17 protein-coding genes are annotated in these 21,848 nt (G+C 69.4%); 7 read left to right on the top strand and 10 right to left on the bottom strand.

The window, feature by feature from the left end:
* Positions 1-82 precede the first annotated feature (82 nt).
* Entirely contained in the window at positions 83-1,876 is a 1,794-nt protein-coding gene (gene drmB, locus QSK21_RS31525) for an MrfA Zn-binding domain-containing protein (RefSeq protein WP_285701190.1), read from the top strand.
* Between the two features lie 124 nt (positions 1,877-2,000).
* Here drmB and QSK21_RS31520 read toward each other — a convergent pair whose 3' ends face one another.
* A complete protein-coding gene (locus tag QSK21_RS31520) occupies positions 2,001-3,824 on the bottom strand; it encodes a serine/threonine protein kinase (RefSeq protein WP_285701166.1) in 1,824 nt (607 codons plus the stop codon).
* A 149-nt stretch (positions 3,825-3,973) separates the two neighbouring features.
* Here QSK21_RS31520 and QSK21_RS31515 point away from each other — a divergent pair, with 149 nt between their 5' ends.
* Complete coding sequence (locus tag QSK21_RS31515; protein ID WP_285701165.1) at positions 3,974-5,953, top strand: ATP-binding protein; 1,980 nt, start codon at positions 3,974-3,976, stop codon at positions 5,951-5,953.
* Positions 5,954-6,105: 152 nt separating this feature from the next.
* On the opposite strand, the gene QSK21_RS31510 is transcribed toward QSK21_RS31515, so the two are convergent.
* Complete coding sequence (locus QSK21_RS31510) at positions 6,106-6,771, bottom strand: siderophore-interacting protein (protein WP_285701163.1); 666 nt, start codon at positions 6,769-6,771, stop codon at positions 6,106-6,108.
* An 83-nt stretch (positions 6,772-6,854) separates the two neighbouring features.
* Positions 6,855-7,484 carry an alpha-ketoglutarate-dependent dioxygenase AlkB gene (locus QSK21_RS31505; protein WP_285701161.1) on the bottom strand — a complete coding sequence of 210 codons (630 nt, stop codon included), beginning with the start codon at positions 7,482-7,484 and terminating at the stop codon, positions 6,855-6,857.
* Between the two features lie 136 nt (positions 7,485-7,620).
* Between QSK21_RS31505 and QSK21_RS31500 the strand changes: the two genes are divergently transcribed.
* On the top strand, positions 7,621-8,787 hold the full coding sequence (locus QSK21_RS31500) for a C2 family cysteine protease (protein ID WP_285701160.1): 1,167 nt from the start codon (positions 7,621-7,623) through the stop codon (positions 8,785-8,787).
* Positions 8,788-8,801: 14 nt separating this feature from the next.
* Positions 8,802-9,236: a hypothetical protein gene (locus QSK21_RS31495; protein WP_285701159.1), complete on the top strand. Its 435-nt coding sequence runs from the start codon at positions 8,802-8,804 to the stop codon at positions 9,234-9,236.
* Between the two features lie 18 nt (positions 9,237-9,254).
* On the opposite strand, the gene QSK21_RS31490 is transcribed toward QSK21_RS31495, so the two are convergent.
* From QSK21_RS31490 to QSK21_RS31460, 7 genes are all read right to left on the bottom strand, one after another.
* Positions 9,255-10,145, bottom strand: a complete 891-nt coding sequence (locus tag QSK21_RS31490) for a helix-turn-helix domain-containing protein (protein ID WP_285701157.1) — start codon at positions 10,143-10,145, stop codon at positions 9,255-9,257.
* Between the two features lie 139 nt (positions 10,146-10,284).
* Positions 10,285-11,271, bottom strand: a complete 987-nt coding sequence (locus tag QSK21_RS31485) for a nitroreductase family protein (protein WP_285701155.1) — start codon at positions 11,269-11,271, stop codon at positions 10,285-10,287.
* A complete protein-coding gene (locus QSK21_RS31480; RefSeq protein WP_285701153.1) occupies positions 11,268-12,278 on the bottom strand; it encodes a hypothetical protein in 1,011 nt (336 codons plus the stop codon). The genes QSK21_RS31485 and QSK21_RS31480 overlap by 4 nt, the downstream gene beginning before the upstream one ends.
* A 101-nt stretch (positions 12,279-12,379) precedes the next feature.
* On the bottom strand, positions 12,380-12,847 hold the full coding sequence (locus QSK21_RS31475) for a DUF4188 domain-containing protein (RefSeq protein WP_285701151.1): 468 nt from the start codon (positions 12,845-12,847) through the stop codon (positions 12,380-12,382).
* On the bottom strand, positions 12,847-14,496 hold the full coding sequence (locus QSK21_RS31470) for a phenylacetate--CoA ligase family protein (RefSeq protein ID WP_285701149.1): 1,650 nt from the start codon (positions 14,494-14,496) through the stop codon (positions 12,847-12,849). The genes QSK21_RS31475 and QSK21_RS31470 overlap by 1 nt, the downstream gene beginning before the upstream one ends.
* A 139-nt stretch (positions 14,497-14,635) precedes the next feature.
* On the bottom strand, positions 14,636-15,319 hold the full coding sequence (locus QSK21_RS31465) for an MBL fold metallo-hydrolase (protein ID WP_285701147.1): 684 nt from the start codon (positions 15,317-15,319) through the stop codon (positions 14,636-14,638).
* On the bottom strand, positions 15,319-16,404 hold the full coding sequence (locus QSK21_RS31460; protein ID WP_285701146.1) for an S-(hydroxymethyl)mycothiol dehydrogenase: 1,086 nt from the start codon (positions 16,402-16,404) through the stop codon (positions 15,319-15,321). The genes QSK21_RS31465 and QSK21_RS31460 overlap by 1 nt, the downstream gene beginning before the upstream one ends.
* A gap of 221 nt (positions 16,405-16,625) precedes the next feature.
* On the opposite strand from QSK21_RS31460, the gene QSK21_RS31455 reads away from it, so the two are divergent.
* From QSK21_RS31455 to QSK21_RS31445, 3 genes are all read left to right on the top strand, one after another.
* Positions 16,626-17,819 (top strand): metal-dependent hydrolase family protein, encoded by a 1,194-nt coding sequence (locus QSK21_RS31455; RefSeq protein ID WP_285701144.1) that lies wholly within the window; start codon positions 16,626-16,628, stop codon positions 17,817-17,819.
* Between the two features lie 163 nt (positions 17,820-17,982).
* On the top strand, positions 17,983-20,538 hold the full coding sequence (locus QSK21_RS31450) for a substrate-binding domain-containing protein (RefSeq protein WP_285701142.1): 2,556 nt from the start codon (positions 17,983-17,985) through the stop codon (positions 20,536-20,538).
* 34 nt (positions 20,539-20,572) lie between these two features.
* Positions 20,573-21,847 carry an ABC transporter substrate-binding protein gene (locus QSK21_RS31445; protein WP_285701141.1) on the top strand — a complete coding sequence of 425 codons (1,275 nt, stop codon included), beginning with the start codon at positions 20,573-20,575 and terminating at the stop codon, positions 21,845-21,847.
* The last annotated feature ends 1 nt before the right edge of the window (position 21,848 follow it).

The following is a 21,848-nucleotide window of genomic DNA, read 5'->3' as shown; positions in this document are numbered from 1 at the left end:
CACGATCGGAAGAAGTCCTCGCCGTGGACGGAGCGCAGGCGGGGAGCGTGCACGTCAGGCCACAAGGACCCCCTTGGGGGCGGTGCGACGAGCTCAAATGATCACGACTTACGGGGTCGGGTCCCTGGTCGCCATCGGGGATCAGTCCTACGTCGTGAGCGGCCTCGACAGCTGGAAGGTCGATGTCTTGTCCGCGATCTACGAACCCCGCCTGGAACGTTGGCTCGGCGTGAACGGGTTTCAGCCTCCCCCTGCGGCCGCACCCCCGGCGGGGGACGGTGTACGGGTCCGGCTCTTCCCCGAGTTCTATTCGTGCCCGACCTGCCATGACCTCAAGGAGTTCCGAAAGTTCGGATCACCGCGGGGCAAGAGTCGGTGCGGCGCCTGTGACAAGCCGCTGACACCATCACGATTCGTCATCGCGTGCGAGAACGGGCATCTGGACGACTTCCCCTACTTCGACTGGGTGCACAAGAAGACGTCTCCGGCGGGCTCCTCGTTCGAGGGGAGGCACGAGCTCAGCCTGCACAGCGGCGGACGGACCGCCTCTCTTCGGTCTGTGATCATCCGATGCACCTGTGGCAAGGAGGCTTCCATGGAGGGCGCCTTCGGACGACATGCGCTGTCCCGGCTGGGAATCCCCTGCCGGGGGCGGCGTCCCTGGCTCGGGCGTGGAACCGAGCAGGAAGGGTGCACGGCGCTTCCACGCACGCTGCAGCGTGGTTCCTCGGCCGCCTGGTTCCCCGTCAACCGCTCCGCGCTGTCCATCCCACCCTGGTCGGAAACCCTGCAGAAGCGGATCAACCCTCATTACCAGACCCTGAAGACGCTGCTGGAGCAACGGGTCGATCACACGACCATCGAACAGGTCATCAGGGGGAACGGCATTCTGCGCGACTCCCGCTTCACCTCCCAGGACGTCATCGAGGCGGTGCAGCGCCGACAACGCCTGATGGAGAGCGAGCAACCGGACGCCGACACATATGAGGCGCTCGAATCGGCTACCGAGCTGCGTCGAGAGGAGTACGAACAGCTGCGGTTCGGCACGGCGACGATCGACCGAGGCGATGACTTCGAGTGCACCAGGCCACCCGAAGATCCGGATACGCCTCTCCCACCTGGGATCGAGCGTTCGATGCTGGTCACACGTCTGCGCGAGGTCCGCGCGCTGCAGTCCTTCACCCGCGTCGAGGTTCCCGATCCGGTGACGATCGGCGACCGGAAGGCCGCGATGTCAAAGGAGAAGGTGGACTGGCTTCCGGCGATCGAGGTCAGCGGCGAAGGTGTGTTCCTGACCCTGGATGCGCGGCGACTGAACGATTGGGAAACAAGGGCCGGTACATCCGCTCGGGCCGGCCTCCTCCGTGACAACCACACCGCGGCACTCCGTCGGCGTGCGGTCGCCGTCATGGGGCGCGAGTCGATCGGAAGGATTCGGTCGCCACTCAGTCCTCGCTACATCCTCATCCACACACTCGCCCATGCGCTCATCAATGAGTGGAGCCTGGAGGCCGGTTATCCGGCCGCGTCACTTCGGGAACGGCTGTACGTGTCCAACGACATGGCCGGCCTTCTCATCTACACGGCCACCAGCGATTCCGCGGGAAGCCTGGGCGGGGTCGTCGCTCAGGGCGAGTACAAGCGCCTGCACGAATCGGTGAAGTCGGCACTGAGCCGGGTTTCATGGTGTTCGCAGGATCCCCCGTGCATGGAGTCGGAGGCCAGCGGCGTTGACAGCCTCAATCTCGCCGCCTGCTATGCCTGCGTTCTTTTGCCCGAGACCAGTTGCGAGACGAACAACATCTTTCTTGATCGCGCTATGCTCATCGGCACCCCCGACGACCCTTCGGTGGGCTACTTCGCCACGAACATCTGATCCCGCTCGAATCCGGAGGCCGCAAGTTGGATCATGGCGAAGGTCGACGCCGATGTCCGTCCTCGCGGCGCGACGAGATCAACTGATCAGTCGAGCATGCACTCAGAAACCCTGAAGAAGCAGTTCATACTTGGCGAACCCAATGGGCGACCACCGACTCTATCTCCTGCTCCGTGACCGTGGCGCATCTGATTCTGGCCGGCTTCGATTCACCCTTCGGCAAGAACAGCGCCTCGCCCTTCACGAGGCGTTCGGCCCCCGGCAGGTCGATGACCAACTCACTTCGGTCGATCGATGCCGTCTTGAGCGCGAGACGGGACGGAACATCGGCCGTCAGCCGTCTCGAGAGGGTTCGCTCAGTCACCTGACTCGTGGCGAGTACAAGGTGGATGCCGACCGCCCTCGCCAAACGTGTCAGCTTTCCAATGCGATCTTCCGTCTCACGGCGTGCGACCGCCATCAGATCTGCCAGTTCCTCCACGACCACGATGACGTATGGGTGGGGGCCACCGCCGACGGCGTGTTCGGGCCGCCTGAGCCGACCGAGGCGCACGGCTTCGTTGTAGGCGTGGATGTGGCGGTATCCGTGTTCCGCGAGATCGTCATAGCGGCGCTCCATTTCCTCCACGACCCAGCCCAGCGCCCCGACCGCCTTCTCGGGAGTGGTCAGGACCGGGGTGAGAAGGTGAGGGATTCCCGCGTAGATCGACAACCCGGTCCGCTGCGAATCCACCAGGATCATGCGAACTCGATCGGGAACGGCGTGCATGAGGATCGAGACCACCAGCGAGTGGACCGCCGCCGCGTTCTCCGCGGGTTCATCGCCGGCTATCAACATGTGCGATAGATGCGCGAGGTCGACCACGAGCCCACCGGCTGGGCTTTCACCAAGACCGACCAAAAGAGGGCGTACTTCGGTGTCCGTCGGCATGGACCGGAGAACCCTGCCGAGTCGGACGGCGTGACCATCTCGAGACGATCGAGCCGTATCCGCCTCGACGTCTCCTGAGCCGAGCAGAGAAGCCGGCGGTGGTTCGAAACACTGTCGCGCCGCCCTCCGGGCGCCCGGCTCCGGCCCGCCGTTCTCCTGCGGTGACACCACGATCGCCGCTCCGACGGCGGCCTCCCTGAGCCGTCGCCGGAGTGCACGCAATGTCTCCTTGACCTCGCCCCCTCCATGGGGGCGTTTCCTCGGAGCCTTGTCGAGGAGGGCCATCACCAGCGAGTTGAGGTCGCTCGGCGTCTCCGTTCGAAGCGAGTCCACCGGAGCCGGGACTTCGTGCTTGTGCTTGTACATCAGTTCTACCGGCGAGCCCTGGAACGGCGTACACCCGGTCAGCAGTTCATAGAGGACACAACCGAGCGAGTAGAGGTCCGCCTGCGCGCCGGCACGCCCGTCGAATTGCTCCGGTGCGGAGTACAGTGGCGTGCCGACGCCGACCGTCCCCGTCTCGCCGGCGGTGGGTTCCATGATGCGGGCGACGCCGAAGTCGCATACCTTCACCCTGTCGACCGCTGTGAGCATGATGTTCGCGGGCTTGATGTCCCGATGAACCACACCACGGCGATGTGCGGCGTCGAGGGCGTCGGCCAGCTGAATGCCGACACTCAGAACGCGGTCGATGGACAGCCCCGCGGGACACCTGCGGATGATCTTGGCGAGGTCCTCGCCCTTGAGATACTCCATCACGAAAAAGAGGAGGCCCTCGTGCTCTCCGACATCGTGCACCACCGTGATCCCCGGATGCTGGAGGGCGGCCGCGATCTCGGCTTCACGTCGAAAACGCTCGACACGGTCGGTCCTACCACGCTGGAACGGCAGGAGGAGCTTGACGGCGACCGGTCGATTGAGGCGGCGGTCCATACCCAGCCAGACCTCACCCATCGCGCCCTGGCCGATGGGCTCCGCCAGAAGGTATCGGCCGTTGAGTTCGACCCCGCGGTACAAGGCACCTCCTCCGGCCTTCCTCGCCTGGAGTAACGATCCTGCCGTAGTGAGAGCCGCTCCACACCAGGCCCTCATCGTGGGTCCACAAGAGTCGTCTCTCGCCGCTAGCGTGATCCTCGAACACCTGGACATGACCAAGGACGAACGCCATGGATTCTGCCGAGGCGAAACTCTACATCCGCTTCCACGGACGCGTGATCGAGCATCTCGGCATAGATATGTACCAATCTCCGGTCGCCGCGATCGCCGAGCTCATCTCCAACGCCTGGGACGCGGACGCCACTGAGGTGCGCGTCACACTTCCTGGCCACCTCGGCGAGGGTGCGGAGATACACATCGTCGATGACGGCGAGGGGATGACCCTGACACAGTGCCAGGAGCGCTATCTGAAGGTGGGCTACAACCGACGGACCGACCGTGGCTCCGAGAAGACACCCGGCGGGCGACCTGTCATGGGCCGCAAGGGCATCGGAAAGTTCGCCGGCTTCGGTATCGCCGGGATCCTCGAGGTGGAGACGGTGAGTCGAGAGACCGGGGAGAAAACGGTCTTCCGGTTGGACGTCGATCGGCTGACGGGCGAAGGCACCGAGGACAGGTATGCGTACGGCACACGGATGGAGGTCGAGGTACTCGAGTACCTACCGGCTTCGGAAGGGCGCAAGGCCGATCACGGAACTCGGATCAAGCTGCAACGCCTGACCTTGAAACGGACCCCCAACCCCGACAGATTTCGCGAGAGCATGGCCCGGCGGTTCCTGCTGCTGGAACGCGTCGGTGAGTTCTCCGTGCTGGTCAACGGCCTTCCCATCGCGTCGGAGGCGGCCACCGAGGACATCGAGTTCGACTTCCCCGGCGACTATCGTGAGGACGAGATGCCCGTCGGGATGCGAATCGAGGACGGCTGGGGCGTGGAGTCGTTGCGCAACGGCGCCGAGATCCGTTGGCGGTTCGTCTTCTACCCTCAGCCCATTCGCGATGATGATCTCACCGGAGTCTCGATCTTCAGCCATCACAAGCTCGCTCAGCGGCCGTTCTTCTTCAACCTGAGCGGCGGTCTTGGCGGTCAGCAGGCGCTGTCCTACCTCTCGGGACGTGTCAAGGCCGAGTACATCGACGATCAGGAAAAGGACCTGATCTCGACGGAACGCCAACGTATCAACTGGGAGGCGGAGGAGGCGCTCCCGCTGCTCGACTGGGGGCAGAGGCGCCTCAAGGAACTGATGCGAATCTGGCAGGATCGCCGGGCCTCCGCCAAGGTGGAGGCGATGAACAAGCGCCTGACGCCGTTCTCCGCCCGCCTCGACAGGTTGGAGAACTACGAGCGAAGAATCGTTCAACGAGCGCTGAAGTCGATCGCGAGGATCTCCGTTCTCTCCGACGACGAGTTCACCGACCTCGCCAACGCGATCCTGACGGCGTGGGAAGGGGGCCGGCTGCGCGACCTGATCGACCGCCTTGCGGACTCCGCCGAACTCGACTCCCAGGAACTGGTCCGGATCCTGTTCGAGTCACGTGTCATGACGGCTTTGCACGCCGCGGAGCGGGTCAAAGTGCAGCTCAATCTGATCAAGGGCCTGGAGGAGCGGGTCCAGCGGCACGAACTCGAGTTGGCCGTCCGCGACTACATCGCCGAGAACCCGTGGTTGATCTCCCCGGAATGGGAGACCTTCGAGAAAGAACGAGGGGTCTCCGGGCTCGTGTCGGAGGTTGCGAAGGACAGCCTGGACAAGGAGGAGGCATGGAACGCACGAGTCGACCTCGTCCTGTCTTCCGGAGACCAGCTTCTGGTGCTCGAGTTCATGCGGCCGGGCGTGACCGCGGACTGGGACCACATCGGCCGGTTCGAAAGGTACGTCCTCACCCTCCGGGACGCCATCGCGGCTCGACGCAGCCAGTTCAGAGACGTTACCGGTGTGATGGTGGCCGACCGGCTGGAACGTCCGTTGGGTTTTCAGGCGAAGCTCAAGAATCTACGTTCCCAGGGGATGGACGCCACTGACTGGCCTGGCCTTCTGGAAAGGGCGAAGCGTCAGTGGCAGGAGTATTTCGACATCCTCTACAACCGCGCGCCCGAGGACGCGAGGATGGCCTCCCTTGCCGACAGGCCGAAGGAGGCTCCCCAGGACTGAGCGAAAGTCCGGCGGGTGATCGGCTGGGAATCGATGACGCGCCCAGACTCCGCGAGCTCCACCGGGTGGCCGAGGGCTGTGGGCTCCATCAGCCCGATCCGATCCCCTGAGGTGTTGCACTCGACCGGACGGCCACCATGGAGGCCCGTAGTTCACTCCAGGCCCTTTTTGTTGGGGGTCCAGAAGGGTTTGGTCAGGATGTTGCGGCGGGGCCAGCTCCGGTCGAGCAGCAAGTGGCGCTTGAGGGTCTGGATGGTTTGGGCTTCGCTGGCCAGGTAGGCGATGCCTGGTTCGGTGGGGAGGTCCAGGGACTGGATGGCGTTGAGGAGGGTCTTGGAGGAGGCCGCCGACCTGCCTTCGCGGTATTGCCAGGTGACGCCCTCTACGGGGAGGCGGTCTTCTGGGGTGTCCACTTCCAGGACCGCGTGGACGGGGGCGCCGTTCAGGGAGCGGAGCATGGGGGCGAAGGCCACGGCGGCGGTTTCTTCGCCTGCAAAGACGTGGTACGGGGCTTGGCGTGGGGTGAGTTTGCCTTCGGGCTTGGTGAAGATGACCTGCTGGCCTGGGGTGGCGTTGCGGGCCCAGCGGGAGCCGGGGCCGTCGCCGTGGTCCAGGACGCAGAGTTCCAGGCCGTCGTCATCCCCGTCCCAGATCGAGTACGTGCGGCGGGTCAGGAGGCCGTCGACGCTCAGGCGGATGTGCTGGCCCGGTGTCCACTGCTGGGGTGGGCAGGAGATGCGGATATGGCGCATGCGCTCGGTGAGCTGGGCCGTGGACTCGATGGTGCCCGTGACGAAGAGCAGGTCGCGCAGGCGCATGGGCGATCTCCATGACGAGATATGTCGCGTTGACGGGGAACACGATACATCGCGTCTTTGGAACGGGGGAAGGCCCGTGCGGGCTAGCGGACGTTGAGGGGGCGGTACTGGATGCTGATTCTGGGGCCGGTGGCCTTGGTGGATTTGGGGATGCTGTGTTCCCAGGTTCGCTGGCAGCTTCCGCCCATGACGATGAGGTCGCCGTGGCCCAGGTCGTAGCGGAGGGTGGGGCCGCCGGAACGGGGGCGTAGGAGGAGGGGACGGGGTGCGCCGACCGAGATGATGGCGACCATCGTGTCCTCCTTGGCGCCGCGGCCGATGGTGTCGCCGTGCCAGGCGACGCTGTCACGGCCGTCGCGGTAGAGGCAGAGGCCGACGGTGCGGAAGGGCTCGCCCAGCTCGGCGGAGTAGTGGGCGTTGAGGGCTTGTTCGGCCTGGTCCAGAAGGGGGTCGGGGAGAGTCGAAGTCTCGTCGTAGAAGGCCAGGAGGCGGGGGACGTCCACGACCCGGTCGTACATGCGGCGGCTTTCGGCGCGCCAGGGGACGACGTCCAGGAGGCGTTCGAAGAGGGCGTCGGCGCCGGCGATCCAGTTGGGGCGGAGGTCGATCCAGGCTCCGTCGGTGAGCTGGGTGCGCTGGACGGAGTGTCCAAGTTCACGCGGGCCCGCCTCGTCCCAGGAGTCGAGCAGCGACCCTTGAAGAGCACTGGTCATGGCCTCATGCTACCCCGCGAGTCAAACATGTGTTCGAGCGCCCGGATCGAGTCCTGATTGAGGCCGGATGCCTGCCTTGCCGTCATCGGCGGCTGTTTGAGTGGTGCCTATCGCTCGTTGCAGGAGGCGTGGGGGCGTGAACGCGCGTACCGCTGTGGTCATCGCCGGAGTCCTGGGGGCGCTGGCGTTGTCCGGGTGCGGCGTGCGCGCATCCGTGAGCACCGCGCCGGTCAGCGAGGTGGAGTGGGGTCGCAGGGCCGCCGATCCTACGCAGGTGCCGCCGCCTCCCAGCGGGGAGGAGAAGGCGGTCGGGGTGGTGGCCGCCGGGGAGGTCCGCGACGCGCTTGAGGGTGACTGCGCCTGGTACGAGATCCTGTGCGACCGGCGGCGCAGTGTGCGGGAGATCGTCGGACGGCTCTCGCCCGGGGAGATCAACGCGTTGTTCGGCGAGTTCGGCCGTGATGAGGTGCGGCGGCTGCTGCGGCGCGATGGGGTGGTGGACGTTCTCAAGGCGCGCGCCGATGTGTCGCTGCTGCACCACCTTGAGCGGCTGGCGCCCCGGTCCATCGAGCCGGACTTCACGGACGTGCCGAGCTACACGAAGAAGCCGTCCAGTCCGGCCACTGCGTGGGGTGCCGTCCGGGGTGGCCGGTTGTTCGGAACGGAGGGAGAACCGTCCCTACAGCACGTCAGGCAGGGTGGCATCGCGGACTGCTGGTGGCTCGCCGGTATGGGCGCACTGGCCAACTCGCACGAGGGACGGACCGTCCTGAAGGAGATGGTCAGGCCCAACCCGAACGGGACGTACACGGTCGCGTTCCCGGACGGGAAGAAGGTCACCGTGACGCCGTACTTCCCGATCGATGAGGAGGGAAGGCTGGCGTTCGCCTCCCCGGAGGGACGGGCGCCGGCGATCTGGCCGCTGGTGCTGGAGAAGGCGCTCGCGGAGAGGTGGGGCGGCTACGGGCGGCTCGTCCAGGGCGACGGCGGGGACGCCATGGAACTGCTGACGGGGCGCACCGGGAGGTCGAAGCCGCCGCACATGGTCGGGGAAGAGGAGCTGGCGGCGGCCGTGCGGCAGGGTGCCGTCACGGTGCTCACCCCCGACGACGGACGAGGCGCGGCGATCTTCGAGGGTCGCCGGACCGCGCGCCTGCGCACCGACCATGTCTATGTGGTCGAACGGATCGACGGGCAGGGCCGGTTGAGGCTCTACAACCCATGGGGCCGGGACCACGCGACCGTCACCTTCGAGGAGTTCCGCCGCCATTTCGAGGACGTCGATATGAGCCCCGTCCGATGAGAGAGAATCGAGCGATGGTCCGCCTTGCGCCGATACTGCTCGTCGGGGTGTTCGTCCTGGTCGGCGCCGGTGGCTGCGGGGGGATGGAGCAGAGCGGGGCGCCGGAGCGGGAGTCCACCCACAGCGTTCCGACGGCCCGGGTGAGCCCGTCCGCCACCGGCCGGGAGACGCGGAGCATCCAGGTCGGGACCACCGGATGGGTGGCCGGGCTGCGCCTCGGCATCGGTGGCGTCTCGCGCGGCGTCGGGACGGTCGTCGTGCTGCAAGGCGAAGGCGTCCCGCCCGAGGGCGCCGTTTGGACGGTACGGGGGAAGGCCGGGCACAGCCAGCGGCTGGAGAACGGCTACACCCTCGCGATCGACGCGGTCGAGGACACGCAGAGCACCGGGCAGGATGGGACCGGGTCCGGTGGCGGGTCGGTGACGGTCACGGTGACACCGCCCGCATGACCACCGCGACGACGGCGTTCAGGCTCCGGCCAGGACGCTCTCGATGATCTGCGGGGTGCGTTCGGGCGGGGCGGCCCTGGTGACGAGCGTGTTGAACACGTGCCAGTACTGCTCGATGTCGGCCTGTCTGCTCGGATAGGACGGGCCGCGTGGAGGGTCGAGGTACACCAGGTCGGGCAGGCTCGCCTGCGGGAAGCGCAGCAGCGTGAGCGGGCCGCCCGCATCGTGCCGCAGGCCGCTCGGCAGGATCTGGACGGTGACGTTCGGCCGCCAGCACATCTCGATGAGGTGCCGGAGCTGCCCGCGCATCGTGACCGCGTCGCCCACCCGGTTCCGCAGCACCGCCTCGTCCAGCACGACCCACAGGTTCACCGGACGTGGACGGCGGCGCAGCAGGCGTTGCCGGCGCGAGAGAAGGTCGAGCCGCGCCTCCACCGATCCAGGGTCCTCGTCGCGCAGGACCGCTCGCGCGTAAGCGTCCGTGCGCAGAAGTTCCGGTACGTACCGGTCCTCGAACCGCCGCACCAGCCTGGCCGCCGTCTCGGCGCTGAGGTAGCCGCCCATCCCGTGCGGGACGGCGTCGCGGCGCGGGTGCCACCAGGGGCGGGCGTTGGTCTGGTCGGCCAAGGCGGCCAGGGTGGAGCGCTCCGCTGTGTCCCCGATGCCGTACGCGGCGAGCAGCCCGGCCAGGTCGCGTTGCCGCACTCCCGTGCGGCCGTGCTCGATGCGCGTGAGCTTCGATATCGAGATGTGGGCGGCCCCGCCCGCGTCCGCCCGGGTCATGCCGCGGGCCTCGCGCAGGTCGCGCAGGCGCCTGCCCAGCAGCAGCCGCGGGACCAGAGGATCGCCTTGGACGAGCGTGGAACCCCTGCCACCGGACGCACTCTTCGTTGTCGTATCGGAGACCACAACGGCTCCTTGGGGAACGACGATCAGCGCACCGTGAATTTCCACTATAGCGGCAGGTTTTGCCGCCGCCACGTGCGTGCCGCACGGACGGTGATGGTCGCGGTGGTGGCCGAGGGTCCGCTCGCCCGGACCCGGACGGTCAGATGTAGCTGCGCACCCGGGCCGACGACGGCGGAGGCGCCAGGGGACGGCCCACACGGACCACGCCGACCAGCCGGGACGGGTCGTCGACGTCGAGGAGCCTGGCCAGCCGCTGCTTGGTGACCTCGGCGTCGACGATCTGGCTGAACGGGTGCGTCGCGTAGCCGAACGTGGAGAGGGTGAGCCACTGCCGCATCAGCACCCGCCCCAGCGCGACCTGTTCGCTCTCGCTGCATCCGGGACGGGCCACCAGGACGATCACCTCGCCGTCGTAGTCCAGGGCGCTCAGGGACGCCTTCGACAGCAGCCTGGCGATCCCGGCGCGACGCAGCAGCGGGTAGGCGCGGGGCGACAGGGCGAACCGCAGGCCCCGCGCCTGCCGGCGGGACAGTCCGAGCGCGCGGTCGGTGAGGCCGTCCTGGCGGTACCGGGGGTCCTCCGGGTCGAGCCGGAGCCAGTCGCGCAGCTCGCGGACGATGGGCGGGGTGGAGAACAGGTGGTGGTCGGCCTCGTGCAGCAGCCCGATCAGCTCGCGGGCGCGCATCCGTCGGAGCTCGGCCTTCTCCTCGGCGGCCAGGTCACCAAGCCGCGCGGCCAGATGGCCGTCCAGCCGTCCCGGCTGGTAGGCGCCGCGGGCGGTACGGCGGTCACGGACGTCCTGCGTGGTGAACGGCGTGGTGTACGGGCCGTCCGCGGCGACGAGGTGACCGGCGCGGTGGGCGGTCTCGTCGTAATCCTGGCGGAAGGCGACGTCCAGCCCGGCGTCCGCGCAGACGATCAGGCAGGTCTCGGCGAACGCGCCCAGCGCGAGCCGCAGGTCGCGGCCGGTCGGGTCGCCCGCCGGGAGCGTACGGGACGGATCCCAGCCGATCTCCACGTCGCGTTCGCGGTAGCGCAGCACCCAGGGCTGGGTGTTGTGGGCGCTCGGCGCCCGCCAGAAGTCCGGTTCGAGCGCGCGCAGGGCATCCAGGGCGTCTGGGTTCACCGCAGCTCTTTCTCGTAGAAGGTGTATCCGTGCAGGGGGCGGCCGCCCATGGCCACGTATTGTGCCGCCGACGCCGCATTGGTGCGCTCGACATACGTACTCCGGAGGAAGTCGTAACCTCCTGATCGCAGATTGCGGAGCAGTTCCCGGGACAACAGCCGCATATAGCCCTGCCCTTGGGCCTCGGGAACCGTGCCCTTGATGATGAGCACGGCGTCCCGGCGGTACCGCCTTCGGGTGAGGAGAAGCAGGAGTTGCCGGGAAGGATTCAGGTCACCACCGGCCTTCATGACGTACTCGGAAATGTCCGGTACGCAGAGGACGAACGCGACCGGCTCCCCCTTTCTCGTGAGATAGAGCAGCAGCGACTCGTCGATGAGATGGGCGAGGCCGTCGGTCTGCCAGTCGAGTTGGGATGCGGAGATCTCGGTGTAGTAGCCGAGCTGGGCGAAGCTCGCGTTCAGCATTCCGCGGAGGATCGGAAGCTGCTCACGGAGACGCTTGCGGTCGCCCCGGTGCACCACCAGTTCCTCGGCTTCGGTCTGCGCCTCGTCGAACGGGAAGACCTCCTCGGGATCGCGGGTCGTGGGGCAGATCCAGGTGTCGGACTCGAACCGCCGCGCGAAGCCGTACGCCTCGTACGCTCGCGGGTAGTAGGGGTGGTTCCAGGCGCTGTCGATGAACCCGCGTTCCTCGAATCCGCTGGTGATGACCCCTCCGGACTGGTTGGGAAGCAACGCCACCGGGCCGAACGCCGCCGCCTTGCCGGACGACCGCCCGGCCGAGCAGATGCCGTCGAAGAGCGCCGCTGACGCGGCGGGATCGTCCACGAATTCGGTGAGTCCGAAAAGCTGGAGCGGCCTTCCCTGCTTGGTGTCGAAATCGGGATCTGTGTGCAGGGTCGTGCGCCCGGCCACGCGCCCCTCGGCGTCCCGGAGAAGGTAGAGCCGCACGCCGGGGACCTGGCCGCGGTGCCAGTCCCGGATCTGCTGGACGAGTGCCGGCACGTGATGCCGTTCGCCATGCCCTTTCCGATACACCCATCGCGGGAAGGCGACGAAATCCCGGAGGTCCCGGCGGCTTTCCACCGGTGTGAACGAGTACCGCATCACGTGCGCGCCTTCCGGAGCGGGCGCCGGCGGGCGACCGGCGGGCCGTGTTCCTCGGTGCTCAGAGGCGTGAACTCGGAGATGGGCGCCATCTCGTCGCCCTCGGCCCGCCAGATGCCGTTGCTGTACCCATGCGGGTCGGCGTTATAAAGCCGGATGAACCCGCCTTTCGCGTTCCTCCTGCCGTCCGTCAGCCACAGCATCAGCTTGCGGTGGTGGCGGCTGCGGGCGAACCGGAGAAGGGCGTCCCGGTCGGTGAAGAAGGCCACCGCGCCCAGCGTCAACGGGAACTGCCAGTACACCTTGTGCCAGAGGTAGCCCTTCATGCGCTTCATGTCGCGCACCATGCGCACGTAGTTCACGCTGAGCCTGACCAGCGCGAGCGGGCCGCTGTAGCGCGTCGCGCCCACGAACATCGCGGTGGCCCGCCCCTGCGGGGGCGCCTTGCTGAAATCGGTCGTCCGCATCAGGCGGCCCGTCCCTTCACCAGGTAGGTGTTCTTGATCCGGCTCCCGCCCGCGAGCGCGGCGAACGGGCCCTCGCCCGCGGCATGGACGCGTACGCGCAGGTCACCGGCGGACGGGTCCTCCTTGAGCGAGGCGGCGAAGTCGCGCGACACCGAGGCCAGGTGGTCGAGCACGCCGCGCCGGCAGGTGTCCGCCAGCAGCCTCACGGCCGGTTCGTCGAGCCGGGCGCCGTCCCGCAGCTCGATGTTGACGACCGGCCGGGCCTCCAGGTCGGGCTGTTCCTCCAGCGACATGCAGAACCGCGCGATGTGGGCGGCGTAGGGGTTGCCCTCGTACAGGCCGTACTCGACGTCCTGAGGGTAGAGGTTGGCGCCCATGTACGAGACCGTGCTGTCGGCCCGGCCGAACAGGAACAGCAGCGGGAGCGACATCCGCTCGCCCGCCATGGCCCGGCGGCACTCCGCCCAGCGCTCCGGGTCCCGCCGGACGATCTCCTTGACCTTCGCGTACGAGTGCAACAGCGCCTCGTCGCCCACGTTGTAGCGCAGCTTGGGTTGCAGGCAGGTCTTGCTGTTGATCGTGCACAGCAGCTCGCCGCGCTCGTTCACCTCCAGGTAGGTCTCCAGCGGGTTGTAGTGGAAGATCATCGGCAGCCGCTGCTCGTCCTCGCCCAGCAGCTCGCGCCGCAGCCCGGCGTCGGTGGCCAGCCGCCGCCGCAGCCACACGGTGAAGCCGGTCTCCGCGCCCATCCCGATCGTGAGGTCGCTCGCCCCGTACGCGGACCTGACCTCCTCGAACCGCCGTTCCAGGTACGCGCGCAACGCCTCGGTCATGGCCTCGCCGCCGACCATCCCCCGGATCCGGTACCGCTCCCAGGGGAAGCCGATCGCGTCCAGGCGGTCCTGGAGGTGCTTGAGGAACGGCGGGTACGCGGTGATCACGTAGTCGTACCCCGGCCCGAAGTGCCGCAGCGTGTCGACGATCTTCTCCAGGTCGGGGCCGGTGTTCTTCACCATCGCGATCCGCGCCATCGCGGTGCCGGTGGTGGTGCCGGTCGCCCACGCGCCCATCGAGTAGCCGTTGATCACGAAGAGCCGGTCGCCGGGGAAGACGAGCTGGATGTAGCCGGCCGCGTTCCGGTAGATGCCCTTGAGCTCGCGCGGGCCGCGCACCCAGTTGTACGGCCGGCCGGTCGAGCCGGACGACTCGTCCACGACGACCCCGGCCCGGTGCAGCCTGCCCTCCTGGCACCGGCTGGCCTCGTCGTACACGCCGACGTAGCCGAGCTTGGTCATCTCCGGGAAGTCGGCCAGCCGCCGCGGTCGCGTCCCGCCCAGCCGGCGCCGCAGGAAGTCGCGGTACGCGGGCACGTCCACGGCGGCGAACTCGCAGGCCACGCGGGCATGCCTGGCCGCGAGCCGGTCGAACGCCGGGTGGTAGCAGCGCGCCACGAACCGCCACACCGCAGGGTGGATCGACGCGCCGCGGTAGACGCCGGTCAGCAGCCACGAGTACGCCTGAAGCCGCGCACGCCGCCACCGCTCCCGCGGTGTGAGAGGCCCCAGGCGCGGCGCCGTCCGCTGCCATGGCTCGGGCGCCGACGCGCTCGGCGTCTCCTGCCCTGTTCTCCGCTCAGTGATCGCGACCATCAGCGCTCCCTGCCGCCCGCCCGGCACACGCTCGGGCGGTGCCCGTCTCGTCACCATTAGTGGTGATTGAATCGAGACGGGCGGGCAGGGGGCATCCGCCGTCCTACTCAGACGCGACCGGCGGAGTACTCAGGCGGGCTCAGTGACCGCGGTCGATCCATTCCTGGAGGTGCGGCGCCTCGGCGCCGATCGTGGTGGACGGCCCGTGGCCGGTGTGCACGACGGTCTCGGGCGGCAGCGTCAGCAGCCTGTCCCGGATCGAGGCGATGATCAGGTTGAAGTCGGAGAACGAGCGTCCCGTCGCCCCGGGGCCGCCCTGGAACAGGGTGTCCCCGCTGAACAGCACCGCTTGGTCGCGCATGCCGCCACGCGAAGCGTTCGGGGGGTCTGGGGGACCGCCCCCAGGAGCGACATAGAAGCAGCACGCCCCCGGCGCGTGACCGGGTGTGTGGATCACCTCGATCCGGGTGCCCGCGACCTCGATGACCTGGCCGTCCGCCAGTTCCTCGCTCGGCCGCCGCTCGGCGTGGGTGAGCCGCCACAGCGGCAGGTCGGCCGGGTGCAGGTAGATCTTCGCGCCGGTGGCGTCGGCCAGGTCGGGCGCCACCCTGACATGGTCGTCGTGGCCGTGCGTGGCCAGGATCGCCACCAGGCGGCGGTCGCCCACCACCCGGCGGATCGCGGCGACGTCGTGCGGGGCGTCGAACACCACGCACTCGGCGTCGTCGCCCAGCACCCACACGTTGTTGTCGACGTCGAACGTCTGGCCGTCCAGGGAGAACGTGCCGGAGGTGACGGTGTGGTCGATCCGAGCCGGAGCCACTAGAAGATCACCACCGAGCGCAGCACGTCGCCGTGGTGCATCTTGGTGAACGCGGACTCGACCTCGTCCAGCGCGATCCGCTCGGACACGAAGGCGTCCAGGTCGAGCCGGCCCTGCCGGTACAGGTCGATCAGCATCGGGAAGTCGCGGGACGGCAGGCAGTCCCCGTACCAGGACGACTTGAGCGCACCGCCGCGGCCGAACACGTCCAGCAGCGGCAGCTCCAGCGTCATGTCCGGGGTCGGGACGCCGACCAGCACCACGGTCCCGGCCAGGTCGCGGGCGTAGAACGCCTGCTTGTAGGTCTCCGGGCGGCCCACCGCCTCGATCACGACGTCCGCGCCGTTGCCGCCGGTCAGCTCCTGGATCGCGGCGACCGGGTCGGTGCCCGAGGAGTTGATCGTGTGGGTGGCGCCGAAGCCCTTGGCCCACTCCAGCTTGCGGTCGTCCACGTCCACCGCGATGATCCTCGCCGCGCCGGCCAGCCGGGCACCGGCGATCGCCGCGTCGCCGACCCCGCCGCAGCCGATCACCGCGACGCTGTCGCCCCTGGTCACCCCGCCGGTGTTGATCGCGGCGCCCAGTCCCGCCATCACCCCGCAGCCCAGCAGCCCGGCCGCCGCGGGGCTGGCCTCCGGGTCGACCTTGGTGCACTGCCCGGCCGCGACCAGCGTCTTCTCCACGAACGCGCCGATGCCCAGCGCGGGCGACAGCTCCGTACCGTCCGCGAGGGTCATCTTCTGCGTCGCGTTGTGGGTGTCGAAGCAGTACCACGGGCGCCCGCGCAGGCAGGCCCGGCACTGCCCGCACACCGCGCGCCAGTTGAGGATCACGAAGTCGCCGGGCGCCACGTCGGTGACGCCGTCCCCCACGGCCTCGACCACTCCGGCGGCCTCATGCCCCAGCAGGAACGGGAAGTCGTCGCTGATGCCGCCCTGACGATAGTGGAGGTCGGTGTGGCACACGCCGCACGCCTGCACCGTCACCAGCGCCTCGCCGGGCCCCGGGTCGGGGACCAGCACGGTCTCCACCGACACCGGCTCGTTCTTGGCCCTGGCCACCACTCCGCGCACTTCGTGAGTCATGGACGCCTCTCCTCGTCGTCGGTCGTCGCCGTGGACCACCTTAGAGAGCGCCGCACCGCGCCCGCTCATCAACCTCCACCCTGCGGAAAGCCCCTGGTCACCGGCGTAGCCTCGGGTGCCCTGTCGCAGGTCTGCGCCATGATGTCGGCGTGACGGCGCGGCGACCGCGGTTCCGCCGCGCCGTTCCCGCGCACGGACCCGTTCGGCCGAGGAGGCACCGTATGAGCGAGCTGACCATCACCGACGCCCTGATCTTCGACGGCTGGTCGGCCGAGCTCGCCGAGGCGTCGCTGTACGTCCGCGACGGCGTCGTCACCGAGATCGGCGACCGGGTGACCAGGGCAGAACGGGTGATCGAGGCGCGCGGCCGGACGGTGCTGCCCGGGCTGATCGACGCGCACTTCCACGCGTACGGGATCTCGCTGCACGCCTTCCAGTTCGACGCCGCGCCGCTGAGCTACGTCGCGCTGCTGGGCGCCCGGCGGCTGGGCAGGGCGCTGCGCCGCGGCTTCACGACCGTGCGGGACGTGGCGGGCGGCGACCCCGGGCTCGCCAAGGCCGTCGCGACCGGGCTGATCGCCTCGCCCCGCTACCTCTACACCGGTCCCGCGCTCAGCCAGACCGGGGGGCACGGCGACGGCCGCCCCGCCGACCTGGACGTCTGCCTGCACGGCCGGCACATGAACGAGGTCGTGGACGGGGTGGACGCGCTGCGCGTCGCGGTCCGGGACCGGTTCCGCCGCGGCGCCCACGCCATCAAGATCATGTCCTCGGGCGGGGTGGTGTCGCCGACCGACCCGATCCGGCCACCGCAGTACTCGCCCGAGGAGATCCAGGCCGTGACCGGCGAGGCCGCCCGGCGCGACAGCTATGTGGCCGCGCACGCCTACTCACCCGAGGCGATCAGGCACTCGCTGGTCAACGGCGTCCGTTCCATCGAGCACGGCAACCTGCTCGACGAGGCCACCGCCCTGCTGATGGCCCAGCACAACGCCTACCTCGTCCCGACCCTGGCCACCTACGACGCGATGAGCCGCCGCGCCGACGAGGTGGGCCTGCCGCCCGTGGGGCGCGCCAAGAACGAGGAGGTGCTGCACGCAGGCAAGCGCGCCGTCGAGCTGGCCCGCAAGGCGGGCGTCCCCGTCGGCTTCGGCACCGACCTGATGGGCGACCTGGAGGACGAGCAACTGGCGGGGCTGCGCCTCCAGGCCGAGGCGTCCGGGACGCTGGCCTGCCTGCGCTCGGCGACCTCGGTGAACGCCAGCCTTCTCAACCGCGCCGACCTGGGCCGCGTCGAGATCGGCGCCGCCGCCGACCTGCTGATCCTCCCCCGCAACCCGCTGGAGAGCCCGGACGTCCTCTGGGACGAGTCGGCGCCCCGCCTGGTCGTCCGGTCCGGCGTCCCCCTCGACTGACACGCCACCGCCCGATCGGCCCGGCGGGGTCCGTCCATATCCGCGACGTGCCCGTGCGCACTACGATGCAGAAGGCGATGGCCGCGGTGCCGCCGACCCGCCGCGGCGTACCCTGCCCGCCCCCCATGGCGTCGTCCCCTGCGCCCCACCCAAGCCGAGACCCATGCCCCCCAGCACGGAACCGCAACACCGCTCGATCTTCTGGGTGGACATCGCCCATTCGAGCGACCCGAGCCGCTCCGACATCGACCGGCAGGACGTCCGCGCGGCCATGTACGGGTCGGTGCGCCGGGCGTTCCGCCGTGCCCGGTTGCCGTTCCACGCCTTCAACAACCGCTTCCACCGCCACCAGGAAGACCGCGGGGACGGCGCGTTCTGGCTGCTGTGGCCGTCCATCCCGAAGAGCCGCCTGGTGGACGCCCTTCCCCACCTGGCGAGCGCGCTCGACGCGTACAACAAGAACGCGACCGAGGGCACCACCATCAAGCTGCGCGTCGCGCTGCACGCGGGCGAGGTGCACTTCGACCCGCACGGCGTCAGCGGCAACGCGATGGACTACACCGCCCGGCTCCTGGACGCGCCCGAGTTCAAGGCCCTCTTCGACGAGTCGGACTCCAGCCTCGGCGTCATCACCTCGGACTGGTTCCACCGCAGCGTCATCCGGCAGGATCCGCGCTACGAGCCGGACAAGTACCGGCGGCTGGCCGTGTCGGTGCGCGACGCCGGGGAGGGCGAGGCACTCGTCCGGTTCTTCACGCACGCCGAGGCGGCGGCCGTCAGGCGGGCCGTCCCGTCCCTGCCGTGGTGGCCCGCCAAGCCGCCGCGGCCGGTGCGGGCCGCGGTGGCGCTGGCGGCGGTGGCCGTCCCCCTGGCCGTGGCCCCGGGCGAGAACACGCCTGCGACCTGCGACAACCCACCCGTCCAGATCCGGGTGCGGGTGTCCGCGGAGAAGGAGGCGCTGATCCGCGACCTCGCCCTGCGGTTCGAGGACGACACCCGCGACGCGGACGGCTGCCGCATGGCCGATGTGAACGTGGTCGCCGGCTCGTACCCGGGCGGCGCGCGGGAGGCGCTGCACCAGGGCTGGCTGACCCGCGATCCCCGCGAGATGCTGGACGAGGCGGACGTCTGGCTGCCCGACTCGTCGCTGGAGGTCGAGCAGGTCCGCGAGGCGCTGCGGGAGAACCGGATCGGCACCGTGCGGCTGGAGGCCGAACGGTCGATCACCACGTCCCGGCTGGTGCTGGCGGTGCCCGCGCGGATGGCCCGCGAGCTGTCGCTCAGCGGTTCCACCACCACCTGGAAGGACGTGCTCACCTGGCCGGGCAGGGGGTACGCGTTCGGCCGTGCGGCTCCGCGCTCGTCCAGCACCGGGCTCGCCGCGACCGTGGCGCTCTACCAGGCCGCCCTCGGCCAGAAGGTGCTGAACGAGGCCGCGCTGACGCGGGGGGACGCGGCCGGACGGCTGCACGCGGTGGAGCAGTCGATCGCCCGTGAAGAGGACGAGCCGGGCAAGCTCCTGTGCGCGATGCGTGGATCGTCCCAAAGCGACGCCCAAGGCGGTACCCGAGGCACCACCCCGCCGCCGGCCGGGGCACCACAGACCGGGGCGCCGGGGACGGGCGCGCCGGAGACCGGGGCGCCGGAAACCGGGGCGCCGCAGACCGGCGTGCCGCAGACCGGCGCCGCCCCGCGCCAGGACGCGCGAGCGGCGGGCGATCTGCGGCGCACCGCGTTATTCGTCTCGGAGAAGTCGCTCATCGACTACCACTTCGGCGCGCCGCTGGGCGGCGGCGAGGCCGGAGGCGCCTGCGGGGACCCGTCCCGGCAGCCCGAGCTCCTCCCGTTCTACGCCGAGGACGGCATGCCCGAGCTCGACCACCCCTTCGTCGTGATCACGCGGACCCCGCCGCCGGCCCCGTCCCGCCGCCGGATCATCGACGCCTTCCAGGCGTACCTGCTGCGTCCCGAGGCGCGCAAGCGCTTCAAGGAGCAGGGCTACCGGGACGACACGGGCAACACGACCACCCGCTGGGACGCCATCCCGTCCGTGGTCGGCGCCGTGAACCTGGCCGGCCAGTACCACGACGGGCCGCTGCTGGACGCCTGGAACAAGGCCCGCAAGTCGGCGCAGGTGCTGTTCGCCGTGGACGTCTCCGAGCAGATGGCCGCGCCGTTCCCGTACATCAAGGGCACCCGCGTGGCGGCCGCCGCCGACGCGATCGGGCTGGCACGCCGGCTCATGGGCGCCCGCGACCAGATCGGCCTCTGGCGGTTCGCGGAGGACGTGGACCGGCGTTCCCTCGTCCCGGTCGGCCCTCCCGACTCCGGGCGCATCGCCGACCTGACCAGGCGGCTGGAGGGCCTGCGCCCGTCCGAGGGCGGGCCCGACCTGTACGCGGCCATCCGCGCCGCCGTACGGGAGATGCGGGCCCGCGGCGGCACGGCCCCGGACGAGACCACCCGTGCCGTCATCGTCCTCGCCCACGGCGCCGACGCCGGCGGCGACGCCTCCGAGGCCGCGGCGCTCGCCGACGACCTGTCCACCGGCACCCCCGTCCGGCTGTATGTGATCGCGTTCCATCCGGAGAGCTGCGCGGCGGGGCTCGACCAGGTGACCCAGGCCGCCGGCGGCGCCTGCTACGAGATCGACGGCATGACCACGATGCGCCGCGCCCTGGACGGCATCGCCGCCGGCCTCTGGGGCACCCCGCCCTGATCCCCGACCCATCCCGGCACCACGAGGACCGCACATGCCCCGACCACCCTGGCTCGCCGCGCTGATCGCCGCGCTCGTGGCGGCGCCGGTCGCCGCGTGCTCGCTCGGCGCGGACGTCCCGATGGACGGCACCGGCCCGATCTACTTCGCCGACGGCCACGACACCAGCCGCGGCTCCCAGATCAAGCGCCTGGTCGCCGAGTGGAACCGCCGCCATCCCGGTGAACGGGTCGAGCACATCGAGCTCGCCGAGTCCACCACCGACGTGCGCGCGCAGATGATGACGCACGCGCAGGACGCCGCCTCGGTGGACGCGTCCGCCGCCCTCGGCCCGGTCTGCTACGACGTCATCACTGTCGACGTGGTGTGGACGGCCGAGTTCGCGCGCTGGGGCCACATCCTGCCTCTGGACGAGGACGACGTCGACCACGACGAGTTCCTGCGCAAGCCGATCGACAGCGGCCGCTACGGCGGCAGGCTGTACGCCGTGCCGCTGCGCGCGGACGTGGGCCTCCTCTACTACCGCAAGGACGCCCTCGGCACCGCGCCCGTCCCCAGGACCTGGGAGCAGTTGAGGAACCAGGCCCGCACCATCGCGCCCGCCCACAATTTGCAGGGATACGTCACCCAGCTCGACCGGTACGAAGGCTTCACCGTCAACGTCATGGAGTCGATCTGGGATACGGGCGGCACCATCCTGGGTGCGGACGGCGAGGTCACCGGGTCCCGCGAGGGCATCGCCCGCGGCTTCGGACGGCTCGTCCAGGGCATACGGGAACGCTGGATCCCTGCGAAGACCACCGACTTCAACGAGGAGGCCACCCGCGGCGAGTTCCAGGACGGCCGTGCCCTGTTCATGCGCAACTGGACGTACGCCTACGAACTGCTGAGCGCGGAGAACTCCTACGTCGCGAACAAGTTCGACGTCGCCCGGCTGCCGACGCCCTCAGCCCTGGGCGGCTGGAATCTCGCCATTTCCAAGTGCTCGCAGCACCGCGCCACCGCGCTGCGCTTCCTGCGCTACCTCTCCAGCGAGGAGAGCGAACGCGTGTTGTTCACCGGCGCCGGGTTCGCGCCCAGCCGCAAGGCCCTCTACGAAGACCCGGCCCTTCAGTCCGCGCACCCGCACCTGCGCATCATCCGTGATGCCATCGAGGACTCCAGGAACCGCGGTCCCAGCCCCTACTACCACCGGGTCTCCGGCGTCTTCCAGTCCAACCTCCATGACGCCCTCATCCGCCCAACCGACCTGGGACCGCGGCTGGACGACCTCACGACGGAACTGCACCACGCCGCTGAAGGCCGTTGAC

Source organism: Actinomadura sp. NBRC 104412, assembly GCF_030269515.1.
Taxonomy (GTDB): Bacteria; Actinomycetota; Actinomycetes; order Streptosporangiales; family Streptosporangiaceae; genus Spirillospora.
This window is presented reverse-complemented; position numbering and strand designations above follow the sequence as displayed.